This window comes from Kribbella sp. NPDC051586 (assembly GCF_044453965.1).
GTDB lineage: Bacteria > Actinomycetota > Actinomycetes > Propionibacteriales > Kribbellaceae > Kribbella.
In genome coordinates this window covers 234,446-251,744 of the sequence record NZ_JBITDF010000006.1, presented here as the reverse complement: position 1 = coordinate 251,744, position 17,299 = coordinate 234,446, and the positions used below count along the sequence as shown (strand labels likewise).

Below are 17,299 nucleotides of genomic sequence, written 5' to 3'. Positions count from 1 at the left end.
GGTGGGATCGGATACCACAGATCGAGGTGCACCGGATCGGTGCCGACAGCAAGATGTCCGCACCTGATCGGTGCCTACAGCAAGGATGGTGTACCCGGTGGGGTTTCGACGATCTTTACCGATACCGGCGCTGCTGGCCGGCGGCGCCCTGGCGCTGTCCGGGCTGACCCCGCCGGCCACCGCCGCCGCCTCTCCCGCAGCGGTGGCGGCCCTGACGCCGGCGACCGCCGCGCCGGTCGCGGGGCCCACCAAGGACCAGGCCCCGGTACTGCGGAGCCCGGCCACGGTGACGTTGCTGACCGGCGAACAGGTGACACTGCGGCCTGGTCCTGACGGCAGGCCGCAGGTCGATGTCCGGGACCGCGACGGCGGACCCGCGGTCGGGTACGCCGTGCACAACGACCACGGCCGCGTCAGCGTCATCCCTCACGACGTCGCGAGCCTGGTTCCCGGCGTACTCGACCCGGCCCTGTTCGACGTGACCGGCCTGGTCGAGATGGGGTACGACGACGCGCACCGTGCGGACCTGCCCGTGATCGTCCGGAACTCCGGCGCCCGCGCGATGGCGAGCAGCGGATTCACCGCGACCCGCACCCTGGCCGGCATCGACGCGACAGCCGGCCGGATCCAGAAGTCTCGTGCCGCGGTCTTCGGGGACGCCCTGACCGCTGACCACGCCGCCGGTCCGGCCAAGATCTGGCTCGACGCCGCCTTGCACGCGGACCCTGTCACCAAGGTGGCCCCGGTGCCGGCGACCACGACGCCGTCCAGCGGTTCCACGACGGCGGCGGCACCGCTGGACGGGTACCTGCAGCAGGTGCAGGCGCCGACCGCGTGGCGGCGCGGTCTCGATGGTCACGGCGTCAAGGTCGCGATCCTCGACTCCGGGATCGACACCGGCCAGCCGGCGCTCGAGGGCAAGGTGACGGCGACCGCGGACTTCACCGGCGACGGTCCGCAGGACGACCTCGGACGAGGTACCCAGCTGGCGTCCCTGGTGGCCGGCAACGGCGCCGGGTCCGACGGCGCCCGCAAGGGGATCGCACCCGGTGCCGAACTGATCTCCGGCAAGGTTCTGAACGCGGCCGGCCAGGGCACGGTGTCCGAGCTGATCGCCGCGATGGAATGGGCCGTCGACCAGCATGCGGACCTGGTGAACATCGGTCTGGGGGCGCGGGCGCCGATCCAGGGCGACGACCTGCTCGCCGACGAGCTCGACCGGCTGACGCAGAGCAGCGGAGCGCTGTTCGTGACGGCGGCCGGCGACGACGGGGACATCTACGCCTCGCCCTTCTCCATCGAGACGCCGGGAACGGCCGCCTCGGCTCTGACCGTCGGTGCGCTCGACGATGCGGGCAACCGGGCCCGCTTCACCAGCATGGGGCCGACGCACTCGTTCCTGCAGAAGCCGGAGCTGTCCGCGCCCGGCACGGGCATCCTCGCCGCTCGTGCCGGTGCCCGCGACGGCAACCTGTACGCGATGGGCTTCGGTACGTCCCGGTCCGCGTCGCTGGTGACCGGATCGGCCGCGCTGCTGCTCCAGCAGCACCCGGACCTGACCTGGCAGCAACTGAAGGCACGGTTGAGCAGCAGCGCCGTCGACAGCAACAGCGTCTTCACCGGGTGGTCCGGCAGCGGCCGGATCAACCTGGACATCGCGACCTCGACGGACAGTCTGGTCCCCGACGTCGGATGGATCGACTTCGGACGCGTCAGGCACGACGATGGCACGTCGCAGCAACGCACGCTCACGCTGACGAACCCCAGCGCCGAGCCGGTCACGCTCACGTTCGCCGACCGGGAGACGACCATCTGGGCCAAAGCAGCTCCGGACTCCGCTGTCGTCGTGAGCCCTGCCACCCTGACGGTGCCGGCCGGTGGAACCGCCGACGCCACGGTGACCTTCGACCGGACCGGCCTGAGCGACATCGTCGGGAACTGGAACACACTCGCCGACAATGACTGGCAGGGTGCGCTCGACGTGATCGACAGCAACGGCAAGCGACGGCTGCGACTGGCTCTGAACGCGTACGACGAGCCGCCGATGCACGATCTCTCCGTCCGCGTGCTCGACCGCGCCGGCAAGCCTGTCTCCGGCGGCTATGTGAACGTGTTCAACAGCAGCGACGGCCACTACAGTCAGTTGTTCCTCGACGAGCAGGGCCGCGGAAAGACCCGGATCACGCCAGGCGTGTACGGCGCGTACAGCTTCGTACCCACGGGTGACACGACGACGTTCGCCATCGATGCGAACCTCACCGTGGCGAACGACACCTCCTTCACGCTGGATGCCCGCAAGGCGGTCCAGTTGAAGGCTCCCGTGGTCGAAGGGCAACCGACCACCCTCACCCAGGGCGCTGTCGCCTACATGCGTGGCAAGGGCAAGGACGAATGGCAGTTCGACCACCTGCCCGTGACTGCTGCCGATCTGAGCGCCGGCCGGATCTATGTCACGCCGACGCAGGCACCCTCGACCGGCGTCGCCGAAGCGATCACCCGGTGGCAGCTGGAGCCGACCAAGAAGGCCCACCAGGACACTCCGGACGTGTACGAGGTCTACCAGAGCGCGAATCGGTTCAACTCGCCGCTGGTCAAGCCGATCGACCGGAAGGCCCTGCGCGACATGGCCAGGGTCGAGTCGACCTTCGGCAGCACCTGGGGCGATGGCACGCAGGTCCTCGACCGGGGCGTGCAAAGTACCTTTACCCAGGTCGGTTGGTCGACCCGTCGGACCGTCAACGCCCCCGGACACCTCGTCGAGTTGTTGTCCGCCGGTCCGGGAATCACTTGGTGGCAGTGCCACAAGGTGCCCAATACAGGCAACTCGGGCCTCTGCGACGATCCGTACCGGACCTACAAGCCCGGCGAGAAGGTTCGGTCGATGCTCGGCACCGCGCTCCATCCACAGCTCAGCGTCGCCGGCATGCAAGGCGGCTGGTTCACCGTGCAGGTCGGTCTGGCTGATGCCAACCACATCGGCGTGGTGGATGAGAATCGGGTCGGTGGACAGCAGTTGGCCCTGTACCGCAACGGTGCCCTGATCGATGCCGTGCCGACTGCGACCGGCGGCTTCCAGGTTCCGGCCGGCGCGGCCCGGTGGCGGGTGGAACACAGTTGGTCGTCCACCGCGGTCCCGACGTCCGGGCAGGCGAAGACCGCGTGGGAGTTCGCCGCGACCTCGTCCGACGATCCGGGCGCGAGCGGTACCGAGCCGCAGCTGATCCGGCCGTCGTACGACCCGTCCGTCGCGGCCGACGGCAGCACGCGGGCGTGGCGACCGATGCTGTTCGATCTGAAGCTCAGCTACTCCGACGGTGCCGCCGTACCAGTGAAGTCGGCGAAGCTTCTGCTGTCGTCCGACCACGGCAAGACCTGGACCACCGCGCCGCTGGTGCGGTCCGCGGGCGGCTACCGGACCGTCGTTGCGCCGTGGATGCTGATGCCGGGCAGGAGCCTGTCGGTCCGGACCACGGTGACAGACCGTTCCGGCGGTTCGGTGGATCAGACCGTCCTGGATCTGGTTCCCGTTCGCTGAACGGCGCGCGCTCGACCGGCGCCATCACGGCCGCTTGATGTGAATACATCCGGCCGAGGGTGGGCCGGTCAGCGCCTGCCGGCGCGGAAGACCAGGAGCCTGGCGTCGGCGGACAGGGTTTCTTGCTGCCAACCGGCATGGACGGTGATATTGGTGAAGCCTGCCTGGGAGAGGTCGGTGGTGATCGCCTCGGGGGAGCGGAAGTACAAGGTGTTGCGGTAGACGGCGTCATGACCGTCCGGGAAGACGTTGTGGGCGTCGAAGACGACCCGGCCGCCGTCGGAGGCCTCGATCAGGTCCAGCCATTCGACGAGGTGGCCGGCGGGCGTGTCGCGTTCGCCGTACGTCGCCTCGCGCGTCCACTGCTCCCATGCGCGCGCCGCGGGATTGCGCGATTCGAAGCTGATCACGCCGCCGGGGCGGAGCGCATTCGCGAGCGTGCTGAAGACGTCGGCCTGGTTGCCGATGTGCATGATCGTGTTGCCGGTGCTGATGACGAGGTCGGCGTCATGGGCCTGCTCGACGGCGCGGAAGTCCCCGTCGATCCAGGTGACCGCCTCGGCGCCTGGTTGGCGGCGGGCGTAGTCGAGCATCGTGGGGCTCGGGTCGACCCCGATCACGACCCGCCCCGGAGCGACCAGCGAGCGGGTGAGCAGGCCGGTGCCGCAGCCGAAGTCCAGGACCTTGTGGGCACGGGAAGCCAGCGCGCGGTAGTAGGCGTGGTCATCGCCGGCGGGGTTGTCGAGGTCGTACAACCCGACCAGCTGTTCGTCACCGTACGGATCGTCAGTCACGCGGCGATGGTAGAAGCGCGGCCGGGTGCGAACAACTCAATAAGAACGCCAGCATAGAGTGAACCGCATGGTCGATGTGAAGCCCCGCAGCCGGACAGTCACCGACGGGCTGGAGGCCACCGCCAGCCGGGGGATGCTCCGCGCGGTCGGGATGGGCGACGACGACTGGGCCAAGCCACAGGTCGGCGTCGCCTCCAGCTGGAACGAGATCACCCCGTGCAACCTGTCCCTGGACCGGCTCGCCAAGGCCGTGAAGGAAGGCGTGCACGCGGCCGGCGGGTATCCACTCGAGTTCGGCACGATCAGCGTGTCCGACGGCATCTCGATGGGCCACGTCGGCATGCACTACTCGCTGGTCAGCCGCGAGATCATCGCCGACTCGGTCGAGACCGTGATGGAGGCCGAGCGGCTCGACGGCTCGGTGCTGCTGGCCGGCTGTGACAAGTCGCTGCCCGGCATGCTGATGGCCGCGGCCCGGCTCGATCTCGCGTCGGTCTTCCTGTACGCCGGTTCGATCATGCCCGGCAAGCTCGGGGACAAGGACGTCACGATCATCGACGCGTTCGAGGCGGTCGGCGCCTGCGTACGCGGCCTGATCACGCGGGAGGAGGTCGACGCGGTCGAGCGCGCGATCTGCCCGGGTGAAGGCGCCTGCGGAGGGATGTACACCGCCAACACCATGGCTGCGTCCGCCGAAGCCCTCGGTATGTCGCTCCCTGGCTCAGCCGCTCCGCCCGCCGTCGACCGCCGTCGCGACGGATACGCGCGCAAGTCCGGCGAGGCTGTGGTCGGCCTGCTGCAGAAGGGCATCACCGCCCGCCAGATCCTCACCAAGGAGGCGTTCGAGAACGCGATCGCCGTCGTGATGGCCCTCGGCGGTTCGACGAACGCGGTCCTGCATCTGCTGGCCATCGCTCGGGAGGCGGAGGTCGAGCTGACCCTCGCCGACTTCAACCGGGTGGGGGAGCGGGTGCCACACCTCGGCGACCTGAAGCCGTTCGGGCGTTATGTGATGACCGATGTCGACCGCGTGGGTGGGATCCCGGTCGTGATGCGGGCGCTGCTCGACGCCGGTCTGCTGCACGGCGACTGCCTGACCGTCACCGGCAGGACGATGGCGGAGAACCTGGCCGACATCGCCCCGCCGGACATCGACGGCACGATCATCCGCGCGCTCGACAAGCCGATCCACCACACCGGCGGCATCACGATCCTGCACGGCTCGCTCGCCCCCGAGGGCGCGGTCGTGAAGAGCGCCGGCTTCGACTCCGACGTCTTCGAAGGCACCGCCCGGGTGTTCGACGGCGAGCGCGCCGCGATGGACGCCGTACCCGATCTCGATCCCGGCGACGTCGTCGTGATCCGCTACGAAGGCCCCAAGGGTGGCCCCGGGATGCGCGAGATGCTCGCGGTCACCGGCGCGATCAAGGGCGCCGGCCTGGGCAAGGACGTGCTGCTGCTCACCGACGGCCGCTTCTCCGGCGGTACGACGGGACTCTGCGTCGGCCACGTAGCGCCCGAGGCCGTCGACGGCGGGCCGATCGCGTTCGTCCGCGACGGCGACCGGATCACCCTCGACGTCGCGAACCGCACCCTCGACCTGCACGTCGACGCCGCGGAACTCGAACGCCGCAAGGAAGGCTGGACCCCGAACACACCCGCGATCACCAAGGGCGTGCTGGGCAAGTACACCCGCCTGGTGCGGTCCGCGTCCGAGGGCGCTGTCTGCATTTAGGGACGGATGTACCAGGATATGAGACACGGAGGCGCCGAACTTGACCCGGTCGCGGTCTGTCGGCGAATAATGCCTACATGCGATCGATTCTCCTCGTACTTGTGCGGCGCGCCGACTGACGCGACCACCGAGTCGAGCGCGCCCCTTCAGCCAACCCGGCCGAAGGGGTTTTTTGTTGCCAATGCGACTATCCGAGACCCGGAGACGCACGGACAACAGCCACAAGCGAGGATGGATCGGTCGCGAACAGCAGTGTTTCTTAGGCAGAATTCGTGACAGGACAGGAAGGCTCTCTCATGAGTGAGCAGCTGACCGGGGCACAGGCTCTGATCCGCGCGCTGGAACATGCCGGGGTGGACACCGTCTTCGGCATCCCGGGCGGCGCGATCCTCCCGGCGTACGACCCGATGCTCGACTCGACCCAGATCCGCCACATCCTGGTACGTCACGAGCAGGGCGCCGGCCACGCCGCCCAGGGGTACGCCTCCGCCTCCGGCAAGACCGGCGTGTGCATGGCGACCTCGGGCCCCGGCGCGACGAACCTGGTGACGCCGATCGCCGACGCGTACATGGACTCGGTGCCGATCGTCGCGATCACCGGCCAGGTCGCCAGCGCCGCGATCGGCACGGACGCCTTCCAGGAGGCGGACATCCGTGGCATCACGATGCCGATCACCAAGCACAACTTCCTGGTGAACGACCCGAACGACATCGCCTCCACCATCGCCGAGGCGTTCCACATCGCCTCCACCGGCCGGCCCGGCCCGGTGCTGGTCGACGTGACCAAGGATGCGATGCAGGCGATGGTCGACTTCCAGTGGCCGACCGAGCTCTCGCTGCCCGGCTACCGGCCGGTGACCCGCCCGCACCCCAAGCAGGTGCGCGAGGCGGCCCGGCTGATCGCCGCGGCCGAGAAGCCCGTGCTGTACGTCGGCGGCGGCGTGATCCGTGCCCAGGCCAGCCCCGAACTGAAGGAGCTCGCGGAGCTCCTCGGCATCCCCGTCGTCACCACGCTGATGGCCCGCGGCGCGCTGCCGGACTCGCACGACCTGCACTTCGGCATGCCGGGTATGCACGGCTCGGTGTCCGCGGTCGGCGCACTGCAAAGGTCTGATCTGCTCATCTGTCTCGGCGCCCGCTTCGACGACCGGGTGACCGGCCGGCTCGACTCCTTCGCGCCCGAGGCGAAGGTCATCCACGCCGACATCGACCCGGCCGAGATCGGCAAGAACCGGGCCGCCGACGTGCCGATCGTGGGTGACTGCAAGGAGGTCATCGCCGACCTGATCGCGGCACTGCGGACCGAGATCGCGAGCAGCGGCCGCACCCCGTCGTACGACGCCTGGCGCGGTCAGCTGGAATCGGTCCGCGCCAAGTACCCGGTGGCCTACGACGAGCCGGAGGACGGCACGCTGTCCCCGCAGTACGTGATCGAGCGGATCGGCCAGATCGCCGGACCGGACGCCGTGTACACCGCGGGCGTCGGCCAGCACCAGATGTGGTCCGCGCACTACCTGCCGTTCGAGAAGCCCGGCCACTGGCTGAACTCCGGCGGCCTCGGCACCATGGGGTACGCCGTGCCGGCCGCGATGGGCGCCAAGGTCGCGCGCCCGGACAAGACCGTCTGGGCGATCGACGGCGACGGCTGCTTCCAGATGACCAACCAGGAGCTCGTCACCTGCGCGCTGGAGGGCATCCCGATCAAGGTTGCCGTGATCAACAACCAGTCGCTGGGCATGGTCCGGCAGTGGCAGACGCTGTTCTACGACAAGCGCTACTCCAACACCGACCTGCACTCGGCCCGGATCCCGGACTTCGCCAAGCTGGCCGAGGCGATGGGCGGTGTCGGGCTGCGCTGCTCCGACAAGGACTCCGTCGACGCGACGATCGAGAAGGCGATGGCGGTCACCGACGCGCCGGTCGTCGTCGACTTCGTCGTGCACCGCGACGCGATGGTCTGGCCGATGGTCGCCGCCGGCGTCAGCAACGACGAGATCCAGATCGCCCGCGACATGGCCCCCAAGTGGGACGGGGAGGAGCTGTAGATGTCCAAGCACACACTGTCGATCCTGGTCGAGAACAAGCACGGTGTGCTCGCCCGCGTTGCCGCGTTGATCTCGCGGCGGGGCTTCAACATCGATTCCCTCGCGGTCGGTCCGACCGAGCACCCCGAGGTGTCCCGGATGACCATCGCGGTCAGCGTCGACGAGCAGCCGCTGGAGCAGATCACCAAGCAGCTGAACAAGCTGGTCAACGTGATCAAGATCGTCGAGCTCGAGCCCAGCCAGACGGTTCAGCGTGAACTGCTGCTGGTGAAGGTCAAGGCGGACACCCTGACCCGCGGACAGGTGCTGGAGACCGTCCAGCTGTTCCGTGCGAAGGTGGTGGACGTGGCACCGGACGCGATCACGATCGAGGCGACCGGCAATCCCGAGAAACTCGAAGCCATGCTCCGGGTGCTGGAACCCTTCGGCGTCCGCGAGCTGGTCCAGTCCGGCATGGTGGCGATCGGCCGGGGCAGCCGCTCCATCTCCGACCGCACCCTGCGGCCGGTCCCGGTGCCCCCGCCGCACGTCCAGTCGGGCCCCCCGACCGTGCAGGCCCGACCGGCCGACCGTCCGCACCCGCACCACCCGGTGCCGGGCCCGCCGCCGGGCCGCGCCGCCGCCGTACCGAATCAACACTAAGGAGAAGTGCCGCAAGTGGCAGCTGAAATGTTCTACGACGACAACGCCGACCTGTCGGTGATCCAGGGCCGCCACGTGGCCGTCCTCGGCTACGGCTCCCAGGGCCACGCCCACGCGCTCTCGCTGCGCGACTCCGGCGTCGACGTCCGGGTCGGTCTGCCGGAGGGTTCGAAGAGCCGGGCCAAGGCCGAGGCCCAGGGCCTGCGGGTGCTCACCCCGGCCGAGGCGGTGGAGGAGGCCGACGTCATCGTCGTGCTCGCGCCGGACCCGGCCCAGCGCAAGCTCTACAAGGAGGCCATCGAGCCGAACCTGGTCGACGGCGATGCGCTCGTCTTCGGTCACGGCTTCAACATCCGCTTCGGCTACATCAAGCCGCCGGCCGGTGTCGACGTCTTCATGGTCGCCCCGAAGGGCCCGGGTCACCTGGTCCGCCGCGAGTACTCCGAGGGCCGCGGCGTACCGGTGCTGGTAGCGGTCGAGCAGGACGCCACCGGCAAGGCGTGGGACCTCGCGCTCGCGTACGCCAAGGGCATCGGCGGTCTGCGGGCCGGCGGTATCAAGACCACCTTCACCGAGGAGACCGAGACCGACCTGTTCGGTGAGCAGGCCGTCCTCTGCGGTGGCGTCTCGGCGCTGATCCAGAACGGCTTCGAGGTACTGACCGAGGCCGGCTACCAGCCCGAGGTCGCGTACTTCGAGTGCCTGCACGAGCTCAAGCTGATCGTCGACCTGATCTACGAAGGCGGCATCGCCAAGCAGCGCTGGTCGGTCTCCGACACCGCCGAGTACGGCGACTACGTCTCCGGCCCGCGGATCATCGACGCGTCGGTGAAGCAGCGGATGAAGGAGGTCCTCGGCGACATCACCGACGGCACCTTCGCGGCCCGCTTCATCGCCGACCAGGACGCCGGCGCACCGGAGTTCGCCGAGTTCCGCAAGCAGAGCGAGTCGCACCCGATCGAGGCCGTCGGCAAGGAACTGCGCGGTCTGATGGCGTGGGTCAAGTCCCACGACGACGACTACGTCGAGGGCACGTCCGCCCGCTGACGCAGTACGCGCGAAGGGCCCGGACCATCCAGGTGGATGGCCCGGGCCCTTTCTTTTGACACAATGTGTGACGGTTGTAGTCCAGGGTGTGGACCAGGGCCTGGTCCGGGCAGGTGATTGCGGGGGAGGTGACCGGCGGTGGAGGACGGCAGGAACGGGCTGCCGCGGCCGCCTCGGCGGATCCCCCCGGGCGCCGGCTCGCTGACCCAGTTGGAGACTCCCAGTCGGCCCGCCGCACCGCAGCCGCAGACACAGCGGCGCCCGTGGATCTTCGGCCGGATCCTGGCCGGATTCGTCGCGCTGCTGGTGATCGCGGCAGGCGGCGCCGGCGCGGGCTGGTTCGTCCGTTCGCAGAGTCTGCGGATCAACACCGACGAGGTGCTGAAGTCGGCCGGCCCGTCCGTGGTGCGCGTGCTCGCGACGACGTGCGGCTCGACCGGGGAGGCCTCGGGGGTGCTGATCGACAACGGGCGGGTCCTGACCGCGGCGTCGGCGGTCGCGCAACCGAAGTCGATCGTCATCGTGGCGCCGGACGGCCGGATCCGCCGGGCCAACCTGCTCTTCACGAGCACGGACGGCGTCGCCGTACTGCAGTCGATCGGGCTCGAGGGGACGCCGATGCAGCTCGCGCCGGCCGACCCCGACCCGAAGGCGCAGCGAGCTCTGATCGGCTACACCTCGGCAGGCAAGCAGGCGATCAGCCAGGTCGGCTCGGCGGCCGACCCGCGGGCCCTGAGCGAGGTCATGAACGCGGCGAAGCTCGGCGGGCCGATCCTCGACAAGTCCGGCGGCCTGATCGGGCTCGTCACCGGCGCCACGGTGCAGGCCAGTGCGATCGTGCCGCTCGAGAAGCTCCGCGGGTACGCCGCGACCGCGCCGTCGGGCGTCACCGTCGCGGCGGCCGGGATCTGCGACCAGTCCCGCGGCCCGCAGGCGGCGGTCGCCCCGGCACTGCAGGTCGCCGGGACAGCGCTGAACGTCGAGGTGCAGCGGTTGTTCGGCAACTACGTCACCCTGGAGAACCAGCAGGACTTCCGCGGGCTGCAGTCGCTGTACTCGGCACGGTTCGCCAAGGGCATGACCGTGGACCGGGACCTGCACAACCACCGGACGTCGTACTTCTTCAACCCGAAGATCACCGACGTGGCACCGGACGGCTCCTACGCCCGGATGTCGTACGACATCCTGTTCGCGCCGACCGCGACCGGCGCGGACGGCCAGAACTGCAACCGGCTCGACGTGCGCTTCCAGCTGGTCCGGGTGAACGGCAAGCTCCTGATCGACCGGACCGTTCCGATGGCGACCCCGGTCAGCTGCGACACCGATTGACCATGAGATTGACCATGAGCCTGACCATGCTCCTGACCGTGACCCGGGCCCTCGGACCGGGTCCGGAGCGGACGCGGTACCATCGAGTCAGCGGGCACAGCGCGGTGCTCTGAAGATCACGAGCCCCTACCGCTTCTGCAGGAGATTCCTCCATGACTGACGTAACCCGGCCCGTCGTTCTGATCGCCGAAGAGCTCAGCCCGGCCACCGTCGAGGCGCTCGGCCCCGACTTCGAGATCCGGCACACCAACGGCGCCGACCGCGCCGAGCTGATCCCGGCGATCGCGGACGTCGACGCCATCCTGATCCGCAGCGCCACCAAGGTGGACGCCGAGGCGCTCGCCGCCGCGAAGAAGCTGAAGGTCGTCGCCCGCGCCGGCGTCGGCCTCGACAACGTGGACGTGAAGGCCGCCACCCAGGCCGGTGTGATGGTCGTCAACGCGCCGACCTCCAACATCACCAGCGCCGCCGAGCTCGCCGTCGCCCTGCTGCTCGCCTCCGCGCGGCGAGTCCCGGCCGCGAACGAGTCGCTCAAGAAGGGCGAGTGGAAGCGCAGCAAGTACTCCGGTGTCGAGCTGTTCGAGAAGACCGTCGGCATCGTCGGCCTCGGCAAGATCGGCGTCCTGGTCGCGCAGCGGCTGGCCGCGTTCGGCATGAACGTGATCGCCTACGACCCGTACGTGCAGGCCGGCCGGGCCGCGCAGATGGGTGTCCGGCTCGCCACCCTGGACGAGCTGCTGGCGACCAGCGACTTCATCTCCGTGCACCTGCCGAAGACCCCGGAGACCATCGGCCTGATCGGCGACGAGCAGCTGCACAAGGTCAAGCCCGAGGTCATCATCGTGAACGCGGCCCGCGGCGGCATCGTCGACGAGCAGGCGCTGTACAGCGCGCTCAAGGAGGGTCGCGTGGCCGGCGCCGGCCTGGACGTGTTCGCGTCCGAGCCGTGCACGGACTCGCCGCTGTTCGAGTTCGAGAACGTCGTCGTCACCCCGCACCTCGGCGCGTCCACCGACGAGGCGCAGGAGAAGGCCGGTATCGCGGTCGCCAAGTCGGTGCGGCTCGCGCTGTCCGGCGAGCTGGTCCCGGACGCGGTCAACGTCCAGGGCGGCGTGATCGCCGAGGACGTCCGCCCGGGCATCGGGCTGACCGAGAAGCTGGGCCGGATCTTCACCGCGCTGGCCGGTGGCGTCGCGCAGCAGCTGGACGTCGAGGTGCGCGGCGAGATCACGCAGTACGACGTGAAGGTGCTCGAGCTCGCCGCGCTCAAGGGCGTCTTCGCGGATGTCGTCGAGGACAACGTCTCGTACGTGAACGCGCCGCTGCTCGCGGCCGAGCGGGGCCTCGAGGTCCGGCTCGTCACCGACCACGACAGCCCCGAGCACCGCAACCTGATCACGCTGCGCGGCACGCTCGCCGACGGTGTCCAGGTGTCGGTGTCCGGCACGCTGGTCGGCGTCCGGCAGTCGGAGCGCCTGGTCGAGATCGACGGGTACGACGTCGAGATCGAGCTGGCCGCCCACCTGGCGTTCCTCACCTACGAGGACCGGCCGGGCGCGGTCGGCCAGATCGGCCGCATCCTCGGCGACTCGGACGTGAACATCGCCGGCATGCAGGTCAGCCGCGACCGCAAGGGCGGCAAGGCCCTGGTCGCGCTGTCGGTCGACTCCAAGATCGCCCCGACCGTCCTCGACGACATCGCCGCCGCGGTCCAGGCCGACACGGCCCGCACTGTGGACCTCGAGGCCTGAGTCACACGAACGACTGATTTACTGGAGGCGGCCAGCCGCCCGCAGGCGCATGGCGGCCGGCAAGGGCCCGGGCTCAATAGCCCGGGCCCGCTTCAGTTCTGGTGCCGGTGGCCTAGTGCCGGGTGGCCAGCAGTACGGCGGCGTCCGGCGCGACCATCACCTCGACGGTGGTGAAGCGCTTGTCCATCAGCCACTCCTGGCGGAGCGTGTCGACGCGGCCCTCGTACATCGGCGGCCAGACCGCGGACGGCGTGAAGTCGTCCAGTACGACGAAGCCGCCGGGCTCGACCACGTCCGCGATGATGTCGCGGGCCGACAGCTTGGCCTCGCGCGCGTCCACGAACAGCAGCGCGAACGGTCCGCGCTCGATCAGCGCGGTCCAGTCGGCCGAGACGACCTCGATCCGCTCGTCGGCGGCGAACAGCTCCGCGACCGCCTGCGCCAGCTGCGGATCGCTCTCCGCGGTGACGATGTTCGTCGACTCCCCGGCGCCGCTGCGCAGCCAGGCCGAGCCGACACCGCAGCCGGTCCCGAGCTCACCGAGCAGGCCGGTCTTGGACGCGGCGAGCGAGGCGAGCAGCCGGCCGGTCTCGTTGCGGGTGGAGCTGACGAATCCGCGCCGGCCGGACAGGCTGAGGGCCGCCGACACCAGCGGCGGCAGTTCTGGAGGAGCACTCACCGGCTGAGAGTTGCACAGGTCTGGTCCAGGACCAGCACCGGGATCTCACATTTCGGGACAAGCTGCCCGCATGGTGGAGAACTAGTCGGATGTGCGAGTAAATTCGTGCGCATCCTGCCGCCCACGACATATTTGGGAGCAGCAGCATGTACGACATGTATCCAGCCAACTGGCCCGCGATCGACGCCCGGGAGCGGAAGGCGACCCGGCGTCGCCGTACCGCCCGCCCGGCCAGTGACGAGGTCAAGGCTGTCCAAGAGGCCATGAACCGCCGTGACAATGGGGGAGAACCCAAGAAGTGAGCGAGAAAAAGAACTTCACGCTGGCCGTCGTTCCCGGTGACGGGATCGGACCCGAGGTCACCACCGAGGCCCTCAAGGTCCTCGACGCGGTAGCCGCGCAGCACGGCGTGACGTTCGAGCGGACCGAGTACGACCTCGGCGCGAAGCGCTGGCACGCCACCGGCGAGACGCTGCCGGACGCCGAGCTGGAGGAGATTCGCAAGCACGACGCGATCCTGCTCGGCGCGGTCGGCGACCCGAGCGTCCCGTCCGGCGTACTCGAGCGTGGTCTGCTGCTCAAGCTCCGCTTCACCCTCGATCACTACGTCAACCTGCGCCCCTCGAAGATCTACCCGTCGGTGGGCTCCCCGCTGGCAGCGCCGGGCGAGGTCGACTTCATCGTCGTCCGCGAGGGCACCGAGGGTCCGTACGTCGGCAACGGCGGTGCGCTCCGGGTCGGCACGCCGGCCGAGATCGCCACCGAGGTGTCGGTCAACACGGCGTACGGCGTCGAGCGGGTCGTCCGCGACGCGTTCGCCCGGGCACAGGCGCGGCCGCGTAAGAAGCTGACCCTGGTGCACAAGAACAACGTGCTCGTGTACGCCGGCCACCTGTGGAAGCGGACGGTCGACAAGGTCGCCGAGGAGTTCCCGGAGATCACCGTCGACTACCTGCACGTGGACGCGGCGACGATCTTCCTGGTCACCGACCCGGCCCGGTTCGACGTGATCGTCACCGACAACCTGTTCGGCGACATCATTACCGACCTGGCGGCCGCGATCAGCGGTGGCATCGGGCTGGCCGCGAGCGGCAACATCAACCCGGACCGGACCGCGCCGAGCATGTTCGAGCCCGTGCACGGCTCCGCGCCGGACATCGCCGGCCAGCAGAAGGCCGACCCGACCGCGGCCATCCTGTCGGCGTCGCTGCTGTGCGAGCACCTCGGCCTGACCGAGGCCGCCCGCGCGATCGAGGCCGCCGTCACGGCCGACATCGAGGAGCGCAGCAGCGCCCCGCGGACCACCGCCGAGATCGGCGACGCGATCGCCAAACGCGCGGCGGGCTGACCGGTGACAGCTGGTGAGGCTCCCGCCGCGGCCGGGGCCGATGCTCGCCTGACCACTTGGTCGAGAGGTACGGTGCGGCTATGAGCGCCCTAGAGTTCACCGTTGAGCCGAACACCCACTTGGCCGGCGACGACCAGCGCGCCCAGATCCTGGCGAACCCGGGATTCGGGCAGTACTTCTCCGACCACATGGCGATCGCCACCTGGACGGCCGGGAAGGGCTGGCACGACGCGCGGATCACCGCCTTCGGACCGCTGGAGTTGTCTCCCGCGACCGCGGTGTTCCACTACGCCCAGACCATCTTCGAAGGGATGAAGGCCTACCGGCATCCCGACGACTCGATCCACCTGTTCCGCCCCGAGGCCAACGCGGCCCGGTTCCAGCGCTCCGCGCAGCGCCTCGCGCTGCCCGAGCTGCCGACCGAGGTCTTCCTCGACTCCCTGCACAAGCTGGTGGAGCTCGACAGGGCCTGGGTGCCCGGCGGTGGCGAGACGTCGCTGTACCTGCGTCCGTTCATGTTCGGCTCCGACCCGTTCCTCGGCGTCCGCCCGTCCAGCCAGGTGACGTACTGCCTGATCGCGTCACCGGCCGGGTCGTACTTCGCCAAGGGCGTCAAGCCGGTCCGGATCTGGCTGAGCGAGGAGTACACCCGCGCGGCCCCCGGCGGCACCGGCGCGGCGAAGACCGGCGGCAACTACGCCTCCTCGCTGCTCGCCCAGGCCGAGGCGATCGAGGAGGGCTGCGACCAGGTCGCTTTCCTCGACGCGGTCGAGAAGAAGTGGGTCGAGGAGCTCGGCGGGATGAACCTGTACTTCGTCCTCGACGACAACTCGGTCGTCACGCCGGAGCTGTCCGGCACGATCCTCGAGGGCGTCACCCGGGACTCGATCCTGAAGCTGGTCACCGACCTCGGCCACACCGTCACCGAGCGGAAGATCTCGGTCGACGAGTGGCGCGAGGGCGCGGCCTCCGGCAAGGTGCGCGAGGTCTTCGCCTGCGGCACCGCCGCGGTCGTCACCCCGGTCGCCTCGCTGAAGTGGAAGGACGGCGAGACGCAGATCGGCGACGGCAACGGCGGCCCGGTCACCGCGGCCGTCCGCAGCGCCCTCCTCGACGTCCAGTACGGGCGCACCGCCGACCCGCACGGCTGGATGACCCGCATCTCCTGATTCATCGAACAGACGGCCCGGCGACCGGTGTGTGACACGGTCGCCGGGCCGTCGTCATGCCCGTCGGTTGATGTCGTACCAGCCGAGGTGGTTGATGACGGCCAGCACGAGCCACAGCCCGATCGCGAGGAACGGCGCGCCGGTCCAGCCGACGTCGGCGCCTTCGTCCCCGCGGGGCTTCAGCAGCACGATCACGACCGTGTCCACGAGCCCGGCGTACGCGCACGCGAAGGCGGCGATCGTCGTCGGCGTAGCCAGCGCGACGAGGGCCAGCACCAGGTAGACGATGAACAGATAGTTGGCGGCGCTGCCGAGGTCCGGGGCGTGGCGGGCCATCCCGAATCCGCTGTACAGGCTCAGGTCGCCGCGGCTGTACTCGCGGATCAGCCAGGTCGGCGTCAGCGTGATCAGCACCCCGAGTGCGGTGGCGTACCCGAGCAGCTGGAACCGCAGCTGCCGTAACCCGTCCGTGTGATGCCGGGGCGGCAAGGGGGCCTTCAGTACGTTCAGGTCCGCGTCGTCGGACTGGCTCACGGGTCGATCCTGTTCTGCAGTGGCTGTTTTCACAGGATCTTCTCAGGTCTGAGGGTCGGACCGGTGGTCGCCGGCCGAAGGTGCGGTTGGGTAGGGTCGGGCGGCATGAGCGGCTTTCCGGAGGATGTCGAGGGCTACTACGCCGAGCTGGCCGAGCGCCGGGGCTGGTCGGCCGGGACGTCCGCCGCGATCCGGTCGACCGTCGAGCTGATCCGCGACCTGGACCGCGGTACGGCGCCGCGGACGTACGGCGCGGTGGCCGACGACCACGGCACCGACTGGCTGTACGAGGCGGTCTGGCACGAGCGCGAGTGGGTCGTGATCCGCCAGCTCGGCTCGGGCGAGGACGGCGAGGTCACCCGGTACTGGTGGCAGCGGCTCGAGGACGACGAGGGGATGCTCACCGACCAGGCGCTCGACCGCGAGGAGTGGGCCCTCCGCCCCCTTTCCCGCGAAGACTTCTACACCGCCTGGGACGACCCCGGCTGGTCCCTCACCGCCTGAACCCCGCCCACCCCCACCAACCAACCCCCCGCACCCCAACCAAGGCCCCGCCCCCGCCCCCGCGCCCCCGCACCCCGCATCCGCACCCCGCACCCCGCACCCCGCACCCCGCACCCCGCACCCCGCACCCCGCACCCCGCACCCCGCACCCCGCACCCCGCACCCCGCACCCCGCACCCCGCGTACG

13 protein-coding genes and 1 pseudogene are annotated in these 17,299 nt (G+C 69.7%); 11 read left to right on the top strand and 3 right to left on the bottom strand.

What is annotated here, in order from left to right:
* Positions 1 to 97: 97 nt before the first annotated feature.
* Positions 98 to 3,535 carry a S8 family serine peptidase gene (locus ACIA58_RS39225; RefSeq protein ID WP_396408941.1) on the top strand — a complete coding sequence of 1,146 codons (3,438 nt, stop codon included), beginning with the start codon at positions 98 to 100 and terminating at the stop codon, positions 3,533 to 3,535.
* Between the two features lie 68 nt (positions 3,536 to 3,603).
* Here the strand turns inward: ACIA58_RS39225 and ACIA58_RS39220 are convergent, their stop codons facing one another.
* Positions 3,604 to 4,329 carry a class I SAM-dependent methyltransferase gene (locus tag ACIA58_RS39220; RefSeq protein WP_396408940.1) on the bottom strand — a complete coding sequence of 242 codons (726 nt, stop codon included), beginning with the start codon at positions 4,327 to 4,329 and terminating at the stop codon, positions 3,604 to 3,606.
* Positions 4,330 to 4,396: 67 nt separating this feature from the next.
* On the opposite strand from ACIA58_RS39220, the gene ilvD reads away from it, so the two are divergent.
* The 6 genes and pseudogenes from ilvD (at position 4,397) to serA (ending at position 12,878) form a co-directional block, all read left to right on the top strand.
* Positions 4,397 to 6,064 carry a dihydroxy-acid dehydratase gene (gene ilvD / locus ACIA58_RS39215; RefSeq protein WP_396408939.1) on the top strand — a complete coding sequence of 556 codons (1,668 nt, stop codon included), beginning with the start codon at positions 4,397 to 4,399 and terminating at the stop codon, positions 6,062 to 6,064.
* Between the two features lie 296 nt (positions 6,065 to 6,360).
* On the top strand, positions 6,361 to 8,109 hold the full coding sequence (locus ACIA58_RS39210; RefSeq protein ID WP_396408938.1) for an acetolactate synthase large subunit: 1,749 nt from the start codon (positions 6,361 to 6,363) through the stop codon (positions 8,107 to 8,109).
* Positions 8,110 to 8,613, top strand: a pseudogene (gene ilvN / locus ACIA58_RS39205) (acetolactate synthase small subunit); the annotation flags it as partial.
* A 165-nt stretch (positions 8,614 to 8,778) separates the two neighbouring features.
* Positions 8,779 to 9,798: a ketol-acid reductoisomerase gene (gene ilvC / locus ACIA58_RS39200; RefSeq protein ID WP_396409296.1), complete on the top strand. Its 1,020-nt coding sequence runs from the start codon at positions 8,779 to 8,781 to the stop codon at positions 9,796 to 9,798.
* Positions 9,799 to 9,936: 138 nt separating this feature from the next.
* Positions 9,937 to 11,127, top strand: a complete 1,191-nt coding sequence (locus ACIA58_RS39195; RefSeq protein WP_396408937.1) for a serine protease — start codon at positions 9,937 to 9,939, stop codon at positions 11,125 to 11,127.
* Positions 11,128 to 11,279: 152 nt separating this feature from the next.
* The gene (gene serA / locus ACIA58_RS39190) at positions 11,280 to 12,878 is read left to right on the top strand and encodes a phosphoglycerate dehydrogenase (RefSeq protein WP_396408936.1); all 1,599 of its coding nucleotides are present in this window, start codon (positions 11,280 to 11,282) and stop codon (positions 12,876 to 12,878) included.
* A 112-nt stretch (positions 12,879 to 12,990) separates the two neighbouring features.
* Here the strand turns inward: serA and ACIA58_RS39185 are convergent, their stop codons facing one another.
* A complete protein-coding gene (locus ACIA58_RS39185) occupies positions 12,991 to 13,557 on the bottom strand; it encodes an O-methyltransferase (RefSeq protein ID WP_396408935.1) in 567 nt (188 codons plus the stop codon).
* 146 nt (positions 13,558 to 13,703) lie between these two features.
* On the opposite strand from ACIA58_RS39185, the gene ACIA58_RS39180 reads away from it, so the two are divergent.
* The 3 genes from ACIA58_RS39180 to ACIA58_RS39170 all read left to right on the top strand — a co-directional run bounded on the left by ACIA58_RS39180 (position 13,704) and on the right by ACIA58_RS39170 (position 16,074).
* Positions 13,704 to 13,859: a hypothetical protein gene (locus ACIA58_RS39180; protein ID WP_166678429.1), complete on the top strand. Its 156-nt coding sequence runs from the start codon at positions 13,704 to 13,706 to the stop codon at positions 13,857 to 13,859.
* Positions 13,856 to 14,905: a 3-isopropylmalate dehydrogenase gene (locus ACIA58_RS39175; RefSeq protein ID WP_396408934.1), complete on the top strand. Its 1,050-nt coding sequence runs from the start codon at positions 13,856 to 13,858 to the stop codon at positions 14,903 to 14,905. The genes ACIA58_RS39180 and ACIA58_RS39175 overlap by 4 nt, the downstream gene beginning before the upstream one ends.
* A gap of 80 nt (positions 14,906 to 14,985) precedes the next feature.
* Complete coding sequence (locus ACIA58_RS39170; protein ID WP_396408933.1) at positions 14,986 to 16,074, top strand: branched-chain amino acid aminotransferase; 1,089 nt, start codon at positions 14,986 to 14,988, stop codon at positions 16,072 to 16,074.
* Between the two features lie 54 nt (positions 16,075 to 16,128).
* Here ACIA58_RS39170 and ACIA58_RS39165 read toward each other — a convergent pair whose 3' ends face one another.
* The gene (locus ACIA58_RS39165; protein ID WP_396408932.1) at positions 16,129 to 16,608 is read right to left on the bottom strand and encodes a hypothetical protein; all 480 of its coding nucleotides are present in this window, start codon (positions 16,606 to 16,608) and stop codon (positions 16,129 to 16,131) included.
* A gap of 105 nt (positions 16,609 to 16,713) precedes the next feature.
* Between ACIA58_RS39165 and ACIA58_RS39160 the strand changes: the two genes are divergently transcribed.
* Entirely contained in the window at positions 16,714 to 17,112 is a 399-nt protein-coding gene (locus tag ACIA58_RS39160; protein ID WP_396408931.1) for a hypothetical protein, read from the top strand.
* Positions 17,113 to 17,299 lie beyond the last annotated feature (187 nt).

Bases quoted from the DNA above. Each gene is read 5' to 3' on its own strand.
- ilvD (WP_396408939.1), top strand. From the start codon at position 4,397: ATGGTCGATGTGAAGCCCCGCAGCCGGACAGTCACCGACGGGCTGGAG.
- ACIA58_RS39210 (WP_396408938.1), top strand. From the start codon at position 6,361: ATGAGTGAGCAGCTGACCGGGGCACAGGCTCTGATCCGCGCGCTGGAA.
- ilvC (WP_396409296.1), top strand. From the start codon at position 8,779: ATGTTCTACGACGACAACGCCGACCTGTCGGTGATCCAGGGCCGCCAC.
- serA (WP_396408936.1), top strand. From the start codon at position 11,280: ATGACTGACGTAACCCGGCCCGTCGTTCTGATCGCCGAAGAGCTCAGC.
- ACIA58_RS39180 (WP_166678429.1), top strand. From the start codon at position 13,704: ATGTACGACATGTATCCAGCCAACTGGCCCGCGATCGACGCCCGGGAG.
- ACIA58_RS39170 (WP_396408933.1), top strand. From the start codon at position 14,986: ATGAGCGCCCTAGAGTTCACCGTTGAGCCGAACACCCACTTGGCCGGC.
- ACIA58_RS39160 (WP_396408931.1), top strand. From the start codon at position 16,714: ATGAGCGGCTTTCCGGAGGATGTCGAGGGCTACTACGCCGAGCTGGCC.